We start from the raw sequence: 16,408 nt of genomic DNA, 5'->3' as shown, positions 1-16,408 counted from the left end.
TAATCCTTAGATTTATTCGTATGTGACAGAAAACACTTAACTTTGTTCCCAATTAGAACCCCCTTTTATGAATATGCAGACATCGGACAGCATCGTTATCATTCCCACATACAACGAACGAGAAAACATCGAGAATATTATCCGCGCCGTTTTCGCCTTGGAAAAAGTATTCCATATCCTTATCATTGAAGATGGCTCGCCTGACGGCACTGCCAGCATCGTCAAAACGTTGCAGCAAGAGTTTCCCGAACGCTTATTCATGATAGAGCGGAAAGGAAAATTAGGGTTAGGTACTGCCTACATTGCCGGGTTCAAATGGTCTCTGGAACATGATTATGAATACATCTTCGAAATGGATGCTGATTTCAGCCACAATCCGGCTGACCTTCCCCGTCTATATAAAGCTTGTGCCGAAGAAGGTGCCGATGTTGCCATCGGTTCGCGGTATATCAGCGGAGTCAATGTGGTAAATTGGCCCATGGGACGTGTATTGATGTCCTATTTTGCCTCCAAGTATGTGCGTCTTATTACGGGTATCCCTGTACAAGATACAACAGCCGGGTTCAAATGCTACCGTCGTAGGGTACTGGAAACAATCGACCTCGATGGTATCCGTTTCAAAGGTTATGCTTTCCAGATTGAAATGAAATTCACTGCCTATAAATGCGGCTTCAAGATAGTAGAAGTCCCGGTTATTTTTATCAACCGTGAACTGGGCACTTCAAAAATGAACAGTAGTATCTTTGGAGAAGCTGTCTTCGGGGTTATCAAATTGAAAGTACATAGTTGGTTCCACAAGTACCCGAAAGCTGTGAAAAATGGTTAGTGATTAACGATAAATGATTTAGCAGAAGATGAAAAGAACTCTGATACATAACGCTACAATAGTTAACGAGGGACATTCTGTGCAAGGTTCCATAGTAATTGAAAACGGAAAGATTGCCGAGGTGTTGACTTATGGCAAAGAACTGTCCGCCCCTTGTGATGAAACAATAGATGCTACCGGCTGCTGTCTGCTTCCGGGTATCATTGACGACCATGTACATTTCCGTGATCCGGGACTGACCCATAAAGCGGATATCTTTACCGAAAGCCGTGCCGCCGCCGCCGGTGGTGTCACTTCCATCATGGACATGCCGAATACACAGCCATTGACTACCACTCTTGATGCACTTGAACAGAAATTCGATCTTTTGAATGAGAAGTGTATTGTCAACCATTCCTGCTACTTCGGTGCCACCAATAATAATTACACAGAGTTCAGTAAGCTGGACAAACATCGTGTATGCGGCATCAAACTCTTTATGGGTTCCAGCACCGGTAATATGTTGGTAGACAAAAGTAACAGTCTGCTGAACATTTTCAACGGAACAGATATGCTGATTGCAACTCATTGCGAGAGCCAGGAGATTATCAAAAAGAATACTGAATATTACAAGGAAATGTTCCGTAACGCACCGGAAATCCCAATCAGCAAACATCCCAACATACGTTCTGTAGCAGCGTGTTATTCCTCATCACAACTTGCTATACGTATGGCAAGCCTAGCCGGTGCACGCTTGCATGTGCTGCATGTTTCTACTGCAAAAGAATTGCAACTGTTCAGTGATGCTCCATTGGAAGATAAACATATTACAGCCGAAGCCTGCATTGCACATCTGCTATACCGCCAACAGGATTATAAAGAACTGGGAACCCGCATCAAATGTAATCCTTCCATTAAGAAACAAGCTGACCGCGATGCCTTACGGAATGCAGTCAACACCGGAGTTATCGATGTCATTGCTACCGACCATGCACCTCACCTGCTCAGCGAGAAAGAAGGTGGTGCCTTGAAAGCAATGTCGGGTATGCCAATGATTCAATTCTCCTTGGTCAGTATGCTTGAACTGGCGGAAAAAGGCATTTTTTCTATCGAAACCATTGTTGAGAAAATGTGTCATGCCCCTGCCCAGATATATGGTATCTGCAATCGCGGTTATATTCGCGAAGGCTATCAGGCCGACCTCGTACTTGTCAGTCATGGCGAACGTTGGGAAGTCAATACTGAGAATATACTCAGCAAATGCGGATGGAGTCCGCTCGAAGGTAATTCTTTCCGTTGGAAAGTAGAAAAGACATTTGCGAATGGACATCTGATATATAGTGACGGTCAAGTAGATGATACTTACCGCGGTGAAGAACTGAGATTCGATTATTAATACTAAAATTTAGCGATGAATAATTCAGTGGATAAGGTATTGACGTATACCATTCACGAGGTTGCTCCATATATCAACTGGATATATTTCTTTCATGCATGGGGTTTCCAACCCAAGGAAAAAGAACGTGCCAAAGCGGCTGAAGCCATGCAGCTGTTTAAGGAAGCAAACCAGATGCTCAACCAACTGGATAAAAATTATCATGTCCACATTATTTTCCGTCTATGTGAAGCCAATGCCGATGGAGATAATCTGATACTGGATGGAAAGCTTTTTCCTTTACTCCGCCAGCAGATCCCACATCCGGATGGCAGTCCCTTTCTTTGTCTTAGCGACTTTGTACGTCCGCTATCTTCAGGTATTCCTGATACGGTAGGTATTTTTGCTGCATCGTGTGACGGAGAAGTGGAACTTCTATATGAAAACGATACCTACAAACGCATGTTGGTGCAGACACTTGCCGACCGGCTTGCCGAAGCAGCAACAGAGAAGATGCATGAATACGTACGCAAGGTTGCCTGGGGGTATGTTAAAGATGAGAACCTTTCTATTCCGGATTTGTTGAGAGAAAAGTTCCAGGGCATACGACCTGCCGTAGGCTACCCCTCCCTGCCCGACCAGTCTGTTAATTTCCTATTGAACGACTTGCTTCATATGGAGCAAATAGGTATTACTCTGACTGAGAATGGAGCTATGCGTCCGCATGCCACAGTCTGTGGACTGATATTGGCACATCCGGCTGCACGCTATTTCGCTGTTGGCAAGATAGGTAATGACCAACTGGAAGATTATGCACGACGCAGGAAGATGTCCGTAAAGGAAATCAGAAAATTTTTGGCTGCAAACCTGTGATTATCCGACTTCCTTTGCGACTAACAGTACAAAAGCAATTCAAGAAGCAAGAAGAAGACGATGGAGAATGTAGAACAAGAGTTCCTGTCCGTAATACGGGAGTATGAACGCGTCATATACAAAGTGTGCTATTTGTATACTACGCCGAATGCTACCCTGAACGATTTATATCAGGACGTTGTACTCAATCTGTGGAGGGCCTATCCCAAGTTCCGACGGGAGTGTAAAGTCTCCACATGGATTTACCGCATCGCTTTAAATACTTGTATCAGCTTTATCCGTAAAGAAAAGAACATCCCCGAAATCGTGACCTTGAGTCAAGATTCCGACCGGATGGAAGAATTGGACGAAACACAAAACATGTTAAAGCAACTCTATCGGATGATCAACCGATTGGGACAACTGGAAAAATCCATAATTCTGCTTTATCTGGAAGAAAAAAGCTACGAGGAAATTGCTGAAATTACCGGACTGACAATAACAAACATTGCTACCAAAATTAGCCGGATTAAGGACAAACTTAGAAAAATGAACAAGGAGGAATGATATGGAACTGGATGAACTGAAGAAATCTTGGAATGCACTGGACGAGCAATTGAAGAAAGAGCCGATTGCCGACGAAAAGCAGATTGCAGGCATGATTGCCGAATATAAGGCAAACGCACGTAAAAGTATAGGGCGTCTTACAGGTTGGCAGCGCTTCTCCATAGGCATCGGAGTGGTAGGGCTTGCTCTCCTTCTGGTTATTTGGTTATTGCCATCCATTTTTCAAATCACCGAAGAATGGCAGCCTAAAATAAATACACTTGTAATTTTTGTTGGAATCAGTATTCTGATAGGGATCTGGTGGGACCATAAAAACTATCGCTGGATAAGGAACACAAAGATTGAAGAAATGCCCGTAGCTATTGTTAGTAAGCGCATGGCAAGTTTCCGTCGATGGACAAGGTATGAGATTATCGCCATCATCGCATGGGTAATTATATTCAACATTCTCAATTATTGGGTAATGGGATATTATAAGGCATCCTTTGGCGTCCAGGCTACCCTGATCGCATTCTTTGTGCTCTGCGATGTTGCCATCATTTACCTGTTATACAAGAAAGTAGCTTATAAACATCTTAACGATATCAAGAAGAATATAGAAGAATTAGAAGATATATGCACAGAATAACCTTACTCCTTATCCTTTTTCTACTGATCCCTGATGCGTACATCTATTTTATGTACATTATCCGGAAAACCAAAAACATCCGGTTACGTATTATCCACTGGATACCTACCCTATTATTAATTTCAGGTTACTTTCTGTTGATGCAAGGCATAGGTGAAAATGCAATGGCACACCATGCCCAGGCCATTGGAAGACTGGCAATTGCCATTTTCCTGTTTGCCATCCCCAAAACGATATTTATGATATGCTCACTGGTGGGATTACCTTTCCATTATCTACTGCGCTGGCCCCGTTCGCCATTTACAGCCGTAGGATTGGTGCTGGGAGTAGTCAGTTTCTTCAATATTCTTTATGGCACACTGGTAGGCATCAGTAAGTTTGAAGTAAAAGAAATAGAATTCCATCACCCGAACCTGCCTAAAGCATTCGACGGATACCGCATCGTACAGTTATCTGATATACATATCGGCAGCTGGATAGAGAATGAAAAGCCTATCCATGAATTGGTAAAATTGGTCAATGAGCAAAAACCTGATTTAATTGTGTTCACCGGTGACTTGGTGAATCAACGCAGCTGTGAGATGGAAGGTTTTCAAAATATTCTGTCACAACTGCATGCCAAAGATGGAGTATATTCTATTTTGGGTAACCATGATTACGGAAGTTACTACCGTTGGAAAGACCTGAAAGAACAGGTGAATAACATTGACAACCTGGTGCGTATGGAAAAGGCAATGGGATGGGAACTACTGAATAATGAACATACTACATTATACCATCAGGGAGATAGTATAGCCCTTATTGGTGTGGAAAATGATGGAGAACCACCCTTTTCCCAATTTGCCGACTTAAAGAAGGCTTCTGAAGGAACAGACGGCATGTTTCGTGTTTTGTTGAGCCACAATCCTACCCATTGGCGGCGGGAAGTATTGCCAGACACAGACATTGAGCTGATGCTTGCCGGACATACTCATGCAATGCAAGCCATTATGTTCGGTCATTCACTCGCTTCACTGATTTATCCCGAATGGAGAGGAATGTACACAGAAGGAGACCGGGGATTATATGTCAATATAGGCATCGGCTATGTCGGATTGCCATTTCGCTTTGGAGCATGGCCCGAAATTACGGTGCTGACGTTGCGTAACTAATACGTAATAAGATTTTCATTCATACCCAACAAAACGTTGCTTACCTTCTTCAATATAGAAGATTTGTTCTTCTTTGCCCCGAGTAAGATTACGCAACCACAATAAAGCTCCCTCCGGTATATTCGTATGAATCAATTCATAGGTAGTAGCTATCTGTTTGCCAAGTGATCTCCAGCCCATCACACCATCTTGATAAAAAAGTTCATAGCTATTACCGGGCGTAATAAAATTATCGTCATTACGGGGAACAAACAATATTTTCCTGATCCAAGTAGGATTTTGTAAATCAAACGTTACTGTGCCATTTGCTTCCTCAGAAAAGAAAAATGTAAGCCAGTCACCATCATTCGCTTTATCCATAGCATGTGCAGGATTGCCATCAACAGGAGGACAACCTAATATAGCCTTTGAAGAAATTGCCACATCATCATGAATATTCTCATAAAAAGCCAACTCTGCAACCTCCGCACGCCAACCATCACGGGGAACAAAACGTACATAACGGTAAGGGCGTGAAGGATGGGATGGATAAAAGTTTACATTCACCCGAGGTGTATCCGCAATACAATACAAAATTTCCTTATTGCGGAAATTTATATCATTGCTTCCTTCTATTTTAGAACCGGTCATCCACGACATATACTCAAGAATATGATTCTGCAATGGATACTTTCGTTTAATAGACAGAGAAACATTCTTGTCCATATCCGGGACAAAAGTCCGTACCGTATCATCCTTTATCATAAACGGATAACCACATGGCTGGAAAAGCCCTTTCTCATTGCACAAAGGCTGGTAGACGACTCCCGGCTCAATATTCCTCACAATAGCCTGATCACCATCCCGCAAAGCTACGTCCACCGGAACATAACCGAAAGGTGTAAAAATTCCTAAAGCCACAAATTTACTTTTAACCTTCCCATCTATCCTAACTGGATACTCATTGCTCCCGAAATATTCTTCTGTCACGTCTTTCAACAAAGGATTCCGAACCACTGAAGGAGTACTATTATCCTTATATACTCCCTGATATTTCTCCTCTTGAATTCCATACTGCATACGATAAACCTTCCCCTTTTTACGTCCATCAGTCATTCCGACTGCCAGATCACGGGAATCCATGTACCAAAAGGAAAGGGGTTTTCCATCCGTGTTTTTAAGTATATTCCAGACATGTGAATTCTGATTGGAAGGAGAATACAGATATTCGTCTATCCCCACAGGAAAACCCAACGACCGGAATATATATACTGTATGATCCGTCGTCTCCTTACAAGTGCCCAACCTGTATTTCAACAGATATTTAGCCCCCAAATGCGGTAAATCAAAATCTGAATTAGGAGAAAAAGGGGTTTCATACTTCAAGAATTTATTCAAAGCATCGGCAGCTTCGAGGATATTCTCACCCTGATAAAGAGAGTCCAGTATAGGATGGTAATGATCATAATAAGCCTTCCGCCAACTTTCCAAAGGTTCATCACCCACACGATATGGTAATATCCATTCACAAAAATCATCAAACGAATAGTATTTAGCCCAAGACACCCTATTCCAAGTTTCGAAGGCTACGTCTATATTCTCTATCAAAAGAGCAGCTGTCATTCGCTGCACATCCTGTAATATGGGCAATGATTTATAATTAAAAGACTTCCACTTTCTTTTCCTCTCACTATCCGGAATATACCCATCTCCCAACGGAGCAGTAGCCAGTACAGCCTTCACACTATCCAGCCGCGCATCCTCATAACCATAATGGTAAGGCATATTCTCAATCAGAAAGCATGCTGCCTTATACTTAAGACTATCATCTTTATAGTATTGAAGTACCTTTTCCAACTCTGTTCTATTTTCACCGGCCAAGGTCAAAGCCCATTCCAAACGGTCTACAGTACCCATACATGAAAAAAGAGATAAAAATACAACTATCAGAAAAAAGTTCCTATGCATAATTCTGTCATTATTTAGATAATAATATAGAGATTTCAATCGATATAAAAGTCTCAATGCCGCTGTATATATTCATCAAAACTATCTGTACCCGATAAAGACAGCTTCATCTTGATACGCTGCTTTGCTTTCAGTACAGACTTTGGAGTAATATTGAAAAGAAGAGAAATAGCCTTATTGGTTAACCGGGCACGCACCAGATAGCACAACTTCAATTCTTGCAAGCTCAAATGGGTAATCTCCAGATCAGCCGGTAGCCAATCATCACCATAAAGCAAATCAATCACTGCAAATAAATTCTGCCATTCGTATTCATTCCTTATAATTCCATAGGCAGGAGTCAGATGTAGCTTGAGTAGTTGACTCAAAGCCAACATACGCGAAGAAGAACCGGACAGAGTAGAAAAGTCTTCAAACCGCTTCAATTCTTTAGTCAGTTGTTTATTCCTGAACAACAAGCAAGAACACCAATTATCGTTATATGTATCCATAGCTTATTTCATTTTTTTATTTCACATTTGTCTTTTCGTTTTAATATCTCCCTGACCTCACTACGCATTTCATCTATGGCAGTTGAGTGTACTTTAGGTTCTTTAGTCAGTACACTGTCTGCCGCTTCCTTCAACTTGTCGGGTTTATAAAAATCCGGTTCCGCATAAAGGTTGGCTAACAGATAGTAGGGGTAAATCCTGCCGGGCAAACGGTGGATAGCCCTATAGAAGAACTTCTCAGCCTGTTCATAACAATGTTGTTCCTGATAATTTTTGCCCATGACATTCAATACCATCGGGTCGGAACTGTATCGGCAAGCCTCTTCCAGATATTTATTGGAATCACCATACAGGAAGGACTTATGCAGACTGTGTCCATACTCAAACAGAAATGCCCCTCTACCTCTCAATACCGGATAAAGTTTCTCGTAAGCCTCATTGGCTGCCTTATAGCCGCCTGAGTGATACAGCATACGTGCATACATCCATTTCCCACAAGCATCCTTTTCCTGTTGCCACTTTTCCATATATCCACCTGCCCATAAAGTGAGGCATACACAAAGAATGAAAGGTTTACCAATGACATCACCTATTCCACAAGCAAGAAGCAAGCATACACCGGCTACCACAAATGCCGGAAAATGCATGGGATAAGAGGAGAAAGAAAAAACAAGCAAAGACAGGATTGCACCACAAATGCCATAGCGGCCACGTTTCATGCCCATTCTCAGACACATTCCAATCACCACCACAACCACTGCACAAACTGCAATCCCCTCTGTCAAGGCAAGCGACAGATATTCATTAAATGCATACTCCGGGCTACCCGCTACACGCTCTTCCCATACAGCATAATTCCCTTGCTCAAAATAAGATTCCTGCGCCTCACCATAAGCAAAGGCAAAACCTTTTTCACACCCCCAAGGATGATTGGCTATCGCCTTACAGGTTACTTTCCACATAAACAGACGCCCTAACGCAGAATCCGGTTTCAGAACAAAAGCCCCGACACCTCCCAGTATCAGAACAAAGAAAATTCCTGTTCCCCATAATACATAGCGCCTCTTATATCTTTCCCACAAAACATACCACCTGCGTTTATCACGATGCATATATGTTACCCAGCCACATCCCACAGCGGCAGCAATCCATGCAGAACGGCTCATGGTAGCGGGCAATACGCAGAGGATAAGAATACCGGTTAGGGCAATCATCCCCTTTTCCAAATAATGAATAACTGTTTTATCTTTAGAAATACATAAATACAAATGCAGACAAACAGGCAATACCATTGCCAGATACCCCGCATACGGTCCCGGATTGAAGAAAGAGCCTGTAAGCGCATAACGCGAATGACCGGAAGCGGCAAAACCATACAGCTGACGTAATCCTCCAATAGCCTCAAGAGCACCACACAACATGAATCCCCACGACACGCAAACAGAGAAATAGGAGAAACGCAATACATGCTTCCGGGTATCTTTCCCCATCAGTTGCAATAAACTTGCAATGAGAATACAAATACTTGAAAGTAAGAGAGCTTTTCCGAACCATACCCACTGCCCTATAGCTTCCTCGGCTGGCAGTTCAGGTGTAATAATCCGCACTACCCCTAATGGAGCACAGACTGCCACAAAAAGCAGGCAAGCAGTCACGGTATCCTTTACTGTATGTATCTGCAACTTTATCATTCTATCTTTTTAAATATCCTGTTCCACCTTATTTTATCCGTATTCCTATCTACAGACTTCCATATCCTGACAGCTTTCCCTACAATAAAAGGTTCGGGCAACAAGCCCCAATAGCGGGAATCCTGAGAGTTCATCACCTTATCACCTGCCACAAAATAATAATTCTCCTTGAAACGGTATGTGTGTATTACACTATCGTTCAACAAAACCGTATCTCCACGTAACAAAAGTTTCTTTTTCTGTTCCCATTCTATTGCATTCCGATACAAAGCAACATGTTTGGAAGTCATCCCTATCACATCGCCTTTTGCCGGGAGATATAAAGGACCAAAATTCATTATATCCCAATCCACAATATCACTATAAGGATAACCCCTCATCACAATTCCATAGTCCACTTCCCGGCCACGCTCAACAATCCGCATCAAATTATCCTGTGACTCCACATTGCCCAATTCTGAAATATAGCCATGTACTTTATAATGCCCCCTACTTATTTCAAATGTATCACCGGGCAAAGCAACACAACGCTTCACATAATATTTCATTACCCTGAATGCGATACTGTCCCAACGTTGCTCCAAGTAGGGGAAATTAAAAACCAATACATCATTTCTTTTTACCTTGCCCAATTCGGGTAAACGGTATATGTCTACTTCCTTGTCTCCCAAAGCATCCCACACATTGAACAGACGCCCTCCCATCACGCATTTATTCACCAGAATATTATCTCCGTCAAGTAGGGCAGGCTCCATCGAGTCAGAAGGGATCTTGAATGTAGCAATACAGGTCACTTGAAGCAATATCCAGACCAGTACTGCTCCGCAGGCCATCAAAAACAGGTTTAGAATCTTATCAAGATACCAATCTATATTCTTTATCTTATGGGGTTCATTCTTAGTCATTCTACTTTTAACCTGCTTGCTGATTTTCTAATAAAGTTATTCCGCATCCCCTGTTATTCTCAAAACTAGCGGGGAAGAGTTGGCATTACAATATACAGTGATAGTCTTATTAAAACTTCCGGGAGTTTCTGCCTTATAGCTGACATCCAATAATATAGAATCCCCCGGTCGCACCGGTTCTTTTGAATAGGTGACTTCAGTGCAACCACACGAGGCATTTACATCTTGTATCACCAGAAGACTCTTACCTATATTCTTCAATACAAACGATGCTTTCTGCTTTTTTTGCCAGTCAAAGTGACCTAAAGATATAACAGACTTATCAACATTTACTTTCGTTTGAATGACGTTTTTCTCGCCATCAAGTTTTACTTCACCACCCTGAATTATCTTCAAATAGATTTCTTTTATTTTAGAATTATGAATTGGATTACCAATAGCAAGGACTCTATTATTTTTATCTAACAGAAAAGTCTGAAAGGCAATTTCAGAAGGAAAATCATTCAGTTTATTCAATGAATCTTGCTCATCAATACATATAGGATAATCAAAATCTTCAGCTCTTAGCAATTGACATACATCAGCACTCCGTTTAGGATAAAAGAAATATAAGAACTGAATAGACTCACTTTTCACCGAATCAACAAGCGCCATAAATTCTTTCCACTGAGAAAGCTTTAATTTACAACTAGTACATCCTATTGAATCAACATAAGTTAATATCTTATATTCATCTAATATGGGATAAAGTATAGTATCTTTCCCTTTTATAGTAAATATCGGAGATTTGGGGAATAATATTTCTTTGCCATCCCATTTTTGTAACAAGGAAATAATAGCATCAGTTTTTGCATCTTTACAAGATATCAAAAAAAGACATAAAAAACAAGCTATAAAAAGTTTTCTTATTACAGTTTTCAATTCATACATAAACCTGCACATTTGTTTTCCTATATATCGAAATATATAAACTAAAAATCTTCTTTCACCAAATTAAATAATTCAAATGTCATATAATCTTCCGATTGTCCATATATCATTTGATAATCACGGCTTATATATAGCCCATCTTTATGAACAAAAAAGACATAAGAATTATATATAGACTCTGGAAACAATGTTTCTCCTATAATTTGGAAATCCTTATTCAATATAATAACTGAAAATTTTTTCCTTCCATAAACAGATTTTCCCCACCAGCGAATATTATCTTCCAAAGTTGTCTTGGGATAAACAAAACGATAATAGACTTCCCGATATGGATCATATATCAAATCGCCATAACGCGCTAATTCAAGATTGAGTTGAGGTCCTCGTTCTGAAACTTCTTGTTTCACTATCGGAGAGTCCAAATATTTACTTTTCACACTAATCTTCTTTACTTCAGAATGATCAACAGATGTAACCACAATATCTTCACTTACATAAAAAGAATAGATAAATTCCTTTCCATTAAATACACGACTAAATCGGGGGTCTTTAATAGCCAACTCCTTTTCTGTCAAAATTCCATAGGTCAAAGGAAGATCTTCACAACTCTTTTGAACTGTGTCAATTACTACACTGAGAGGAGTATCAACTATAGGATGAAAACGATCTATTGCATTCTGAGTGATATATATCTTTTTATCAATAATAACAGGTGCTATATACGGATGCGAAGAGGGTGTATATGATGGAAGTACATTATACCCTTTACTTGTAATTCCATAGGGAATTTTTTGAATAATATGACAAGTTGTATCCACTCTCATCAACCCAGAATAAGCATAAGAAGAGACATATATATGATTAAGGTCCTTTACATAAAGTCCCGTAGGTTGAACAACACCATGGGGACCCTCAGAGTTTAAATTCAATTTAAAAAGAAAATCTGTTGTTTCTAAATCATAAAAGAGTATCTGATTAGTTCGGTAATTGAGAAAAGTCAAATATTCTTTTCCTTTGTCATCACTGAACGTATACAAATAAAAAGCATTGTATTTCACATCAGAATCTAAAACAAAACTTTTTATAATTTCTGACGCTTTCAAATTATAAGAATAAGTATTTGAAGACTTCTCATTCTTACACGAGATAAGGACACAGAATAATAAAAGTAATAAAATGTTTTTCATGTTATTTTCATACTATTTTTACGGAATGTTTTAAAGCAAGTATTTCAAATATTATCCAAAACACTCACTCTAAAACATTCCTAATGTTAATAACCTATTTTTTTATTAGAAACCACAAGGGCAAATATCCCAAATATCATAATAGTTACAAATAGCACTATAATCAATATTTGTGTGACAGTACCCATCACCTTCATAACGAGCTAAGGCTTCCACATTAGCCGACATTAAGTCAGACATAGCCTCAGCTCTTTGCGAAGCATAGACACCATACCCTGCAGTTGTCGCAAAAATTGCAACAAAAGCATATTTCAAAAACTTTTTCATCGTAAAATTGTTTTAAATTCAAAATACGTTTAATATTTAATATCAAGCACAAAACAATGTTGTGCAGCAGAGAAGCAAGACACAGAATATCTCGCTGAGATCATTTCATATCATGCTGTCGTCACAGCTAAACCGGTTTATACTTTTTTCACTAAGTGAATTCTTACTTTTGCATTGGCAATCCTTTCTTTCAGGCATTTATGAAATAAAATCACCTTCAAAACAGAATGGCCATTTCCGTCCGACTGTCATTTCATTTCGGAATTATTCTACAGGATGAAAACTGTATTCCACTATCGGCTCATCCATATTCACATCCATAGCTATGATAGCCCCTCTCTGTTCATCAACAAAAATGCCATGAACATAATGGTCCAGCACATATTTCCGAAGCGGTTCCCCTCTCAGACTAAACACATAAATAGATTGTCCGCCATCCGGTAATTTGTTTCCCTGCTTGGCGCTCTCCATAATATCCTTGAAGCTTTTCCCTTGGAAAACAGCATAAATAGCATTATCCGTCACTTGTACATCACCAAAACCCATAATCCCTGTCGGTATACCATAGCCCTCTGCGACCTGAAACTCCGGTTCGCCATGCGGACCGATGCAGACAACATGCGTGCTGTCTTTCAAGTTATAGATTTCCAGAACCTCACCCAACTGGGTAGCAGCAACCAACACACCCTTACGAGGGTTGTAGTCAATAAAACTACGCCAAGCCTGTGCCAATGCAGGACGGGAGTTCGCCAAAGCTTCTTCGTTGGCAGAAGGGATTGCCCCGAACTTCCGTAACAACTTTCCTTCTGAACTAACTTGACAGAAACGGTTATCGCCTGTATAGTCAGGAATGATAAAAGTGAAGTCCTCATATATTATAAAATCTAAAGCCCGGAGGATATCTTTATCCAGCTTCACCACTTCTTGGCGAAGTAATGTGTCGCCGGATAAAGCAAACCCTAACTCTGTTAATTCCGACTTATTTGCATCCAATGTCCACAAGCATTTTTCACCCCATCGGAAGTTTTCAGCCGAAAGCATCTCTTCGGGTGAATCTCCTCTTTTTCCAAAAGAAGACAAATAATGAAACTCCGGATAACTGAATGCATGAAAATAATGATCCGTTCCATGCAAATCCAGCACCACAGCTTTATTGTCCCAAGCATGCACCCGAAAAGGGTAACAGAACAAGGCTGTATCCAATTGTATCGTCTTTGCTTTTAGTGCCCGGACTTCAGGGAAATCAACATATCCATTATTTATAGAGACAGTTGATTGGGAAGTACAGGAAAGAAGAAAAAAGAGATAAAGGATATTAATAATATTAACGAGATGCCGTTTCATAAGAATACACTTTTACATTATAAACAGGACAATCTAAGGATCCAATGCCTAAACACCGAACATAATCGCTTTCTCCGTACGCCAAAGCTTCTACATTTTCCAATAATAAAGATGATGTTTCAATAGATGGCTGTTTCTTGCTACTATAAATTCCTACTACAAGAACAATTGCTACTACAATTAGTATTTTCCTTCTAAAATTGTTTTTCATAATCCATATATTTTTGTTTTATGTTGGCAAATGTATGGATTATTATAGACACACAACCTACCTCACAGAGTGAGAAAATAGTGTAAGAAAGCGTGTTTTTTTGGGGGTTAATTAATAAATCTATTAAAATAGGCTTAATTCACTCCATTTCATTTTATCAAGGTTCTAAGTTCTCCTATTCATCAACTATTCTACAACAAAAAAGTTACTTCTCTATACACAGATAATATCCGTTTTCCTTCATTTCATTCTTTCCCGATTTTACATTTACGTGAGACTCATCGCTCTTCAACAAACGCCTTAATTGGGCCATGGCTGATCTTCTTTTTACACTTACACCTATATCGTCAGGATTCCAGTTACAAATTTCAGAAATTTGGGTGTTCGACAAGAAAAATCCTTCTGCACGAATAAAAGCAGAAAGTAGGTTACCGGGCTGATTAGAACAATGCAGTGAGATATCCCGAAATGTTATCTTCTTTTCTTTTTCATTCCAAAGTATCTCTCCTACCTGATATTCACCATCAGCTATGCAACAAACAATACTTGACGACTGAGCTTCATCGCCCAAGGGCAAATACTCATTATCATTCAACTTTTTACCATTTTTCATCCAAATAAGAATGATACTGATTATACAAGCCACAACTACTACCATAAATAGCACAACCTTCATATCTCCCCAACCGAGACACCGCCATACAGACGGCGCAGAAAGATAAGCAAACACCTCAATATAGTACATATCATCCAAATAATAATTCCCTAACTTATGTATGGGAGAATCAAAAGTGAGATTTCCGGTAAAAGCACGTGAGCATCCCTCTCTGCCATTCGGTAATTTATAAACTAATTTTAGCCCACAATTATAACCAGATAATCTATTGTCCAGACACTCTTGCCATAATTTGTTTAACTTTTCAACAGATGGTTCTCCAATCAAAAATAAAATACGAATGCAACTATTTTCAGATGTCTCAGGAATGAAAATACTTCTTTTATCTTTCAAAGAATCAACTTCTACCGTAAATTCACCTTCGGACAATACGAGATGACGTTTAGTCCTTTTCTTCTTTTTCGTACCAACACCAACAGAATAAAATGGTATTTCCCACTTTTCAGACTCACATTTCAGCCATATTCCGGCCACATGTTTCAACAGCACCTCAGCAGTCTTTTTATCTTTCCCCTGATTTTCCACCCCACTTAGGTACAGCGAGTACACAAGCAAGCCTACAGTAGTCAGCAGCAATCCGCACAATATGTATAATGTTTGTTTATAGTATTTCATGGCATTTATAAATGTGTATGCCACAAAAGTACATAAAAAGAAGCCCATCATCAAGCAATTATACCGTAAAGTCACTACAGATTTAAAAACATCTTCTGAATATAGCCAGGCATCATTTATGTGCGCTCAAAAAATCCCCTTTCAGACTATAATTATAAAGTTTTTTCAGCCAGCAAATATAAAGAATACACTCTAATATTCCCTGAAAGACATACATCATTTAATTTAATAAACAGAAGTTTAAAACAGCTATTACTAACTAATTATCAGCATATTGAAAAATCACAAATAAGAAACGAAGAGGCCAATTCAGGGTCAGGGTCACTTATAGCCCCGCATTTTAGTCAAACGAAGGAAGTAATTTCATTACATGTCAAGAAAAGTCTCTGCATGCATAGAACGTTGCGCCCTGAAAGGGCATCAGTTGAAAACAGTATTTTGCCCTTTCAGGGCGCAGAGATAGGGGGTAAACTGTATCCCGGGGTGTTACCCCGGGCTGTAAGATAAAAGGCTTTCAGCCTACTTCCGAAACTTGAGTCAAGTTGAAATCAAAAGACCAAGAACTCCGCGAGACATTACTCTGTGGTAAGCTTCTGTTTACCCCAAATGGTAACTTCGTTCACTCCACACGGTAACTCCATTTACATGCCGAGGTAAAAGCCGTTACATGCCGAGGTAAAGGTCGTTACAATAAGGAGTAAAGGTC

General features: G+C 39.9%; 16 protein-coding genes. 6 read left to right on the top strand and 10 right to left on the bottom strand.

Annotation, left to right across the window (positions count from 1 at the left end; all coding sequences use genetic code 11):
* Window positions 1–73: 73 nt before the first annotated feature.
* From DW182_RS01365 to DW182_RS01340, 6 genes are read left to right on the top strand one after another with little or no spacing between them, the layout of a single operon-like run.
* Window positions 74–826, top strand: coding sequence for a polyprenol monophosphomannose synthase (locus tag DW182_RS01365; RefSeq protein ID WP_044155254.1), 753 nt, complete (start codon window positions 74–76; stop codon window positions 824–826).
* A gap of 28 nt (window positions 827–854) precedes the next feature.
* Window positions 855–2,201, top strand: a complete 1,347-nt coding sequence (locus DW182_RS01360) for a dihydroorotase (RefSeq protein WP_007663980.1) — start codon at window positions 855–857, stop codon at window positions 2,199–2,201.
* 15 nt (window positions 2,202–2,216) lie between these two features.
* Window positions 2,217–3,053, top strand: a complete 837-nt coding sequence (locus DW182_RS01355) for a vitamin B12 dependent-methionine synthase activation domain-containing protein (protein WP_118294395.1) — start codon at window positions 2,217–2,219, stop codon at window positions 3,051–3,053.
* Between the two features lie 60 nt (window positions 3,054–3,113).
* Complete coding sequence (locus DW182_RS01350) at window positions 3,114–3,599, top strand: RNA polymerase sigma factor (RefSeq protein WP_044532429.1); 486 nt, start codon at window positions 3,114–3,116, stop codon at window positions 3,597–3,599.
* Between the two features lies 1 nt (window position 3,600).
* On the top strand, window positions 3,601–4,227 hold the full coding sequence (locus DW182_RS01345; RefSeq protein WP_118294394.1) for a hypothetical protein: 627 nt from the start codon (window positions 3,601–3,603) through the stop codon (window positions 4,225–4,227).
* Window positions 4,215–5,378, top strand: a complete 1,164-nt coding sequence (locus DW182_RS01340) for a metallophosphoesterase (protein WP_118294393.1) — start codon at window positions 4,215–4,217, stop codon at window positions 5,376–5,378. Before DW182_RS01345 ends, DW182_RS01340 begins: the two co-directional genes overlap by 13 nt.
* A 15-nt stretch (window positions 5,379–5,393) precedes the next feature.
* On the opposite strand, the gene DW182_RS01335 is transcribed toward DW182_RS01340, so the two are convergent.
* The 10 genes from DW182_RS01335 to DW182_RS01290 form a co-directional block, all read right to left on the bottom strand.
* A complete protein-coding gene (locus tag DW182_RS01335) occupies window positions 5,394–7,274 on the bottom strand; it encodes a hypothetical protein (protein ID WP_118294532.1) in 1,881 nt (626 codons plus the stop codon).
* Between the two features lie 104 nt (window positions 7,275–7,378).
* Complete coding sequence (locus DW182_RS01330; RefSeq protein WP_021967994.1) at window positions 7,379–7,816, bottom strand: hypothetical protein; 438 nt, start codon at window positions 7,814–7,816, stop codon at window positions 7,379–7,381.
* An 8-nt stretch (window positions 7,817–7,824) separates the two neighbouring features.
* On the bottom strand, window positions 7,825–9,507 hold the full coding sequence (locus DW182_RS01325; RefSeq protein WP_118294392.1) for an O-antigen ligase family protein: 1,683 nt from the start codon (window positions 9,505–9,507) through the stop codon (window positions 7,825–7,827).
* Window positions 9,504–10,412: a signal peptidase I gene (gene lepB / locus DW182_RS01320; protein WP_118294391.1), complete on the bottom strand. Its 909-nt coding sequence runs from the start codon at window positions 10,410–10,412 to the stop codon at window positions 9,504–9,506. The genes DW182_RS01325 and lepB overlap by 4 nt, the downstream gene beginning before the upstream one ends.
* Before the next feature lie 36 nt (window positions 10,413–10,448).
* Window positions 10,449–11,342, bottom strand: coding sequence for a DUF1573 domain-containing protein (locus tag DW182_RS01315; protein WP_233564052.1), 894 nt, complete (start codon window positions 11,340–11,342; stop codon window positions 10,449–10,451).
* A gap of 41 nt (window positions 11,343–11,383) precedes the next feature.
* Complete coding sequence (locus tag DW182_RS01310; protein ID WP_118216732.1) at window positions 11,384–12,529, bottom strand: DUF4221 family protein; 1,146 nt, start codon at window positions 12,527–12,529, stop codon at window positions 11,384–11,386.
* Between the two features lie 105 nt (window positions 12,530–12,634).
* A complete protein-coding gene (locus DW182_RS01305) occupies window positions 12,635–12,856 on the bottom strand; it encodes an NVEALA domain-containing protein (protein WP_021967989.1) in 222 nt (73 codons plus the stop codon).
* A 264-nt stretch (window positions 12,857–13,120) separates the two neighbouring features.
* The gene (locus tag DW182_RS01300; RefSeq protein WP_118294389.1) at window positions 13,121–14,200 is read right to left on the bottom strand and encodes a BF3164 family lipoprotein; all 1,080 of its coding nucleotides are present in this window, start codon (window positions 14,198–14,200) and stop codon (window positions 13,121–13,123) included.
* Entirely contained in the window at window positions 14,181–14,411 is a 231-nt protein-coding gene (locus tag DW182_RS01295; RefSeq protein ID WP_115501680.1) for an NVEALA domain-containing protein, read from the bottom strand. Before DW182_RS01295 ends, DW182_RS01300 begins: the two co-directional genes overlap by 20 nt.
* Window positions 14,412–14,616: 205 nt before the next feature.
* Complete coding sequence (locus tag DW182_RS01290) at window positions 14,617–15,702, bottom strand: hypothetical protein (protein WP_118294388.1); 1,086 nt, start codon at window positions 15,700–15,702, stop codon at window positions 14,617–14,619.
* Window positions 15,703–16,408: the final 706 nt, after the last annotated feature.

It is taken from the genome of Bacteroides sp. AM16-24, from assembly GCF_003471885.1.
Classification (GTDB): domain Bacteria; phylum Bacteroidota; class Bacteroidia; order Bacteroidales; family Bacteroidaceae; genus Bacteroides.
This window is presented reverse-complemented; position numbering and strand designations above follow the sequence as displayed.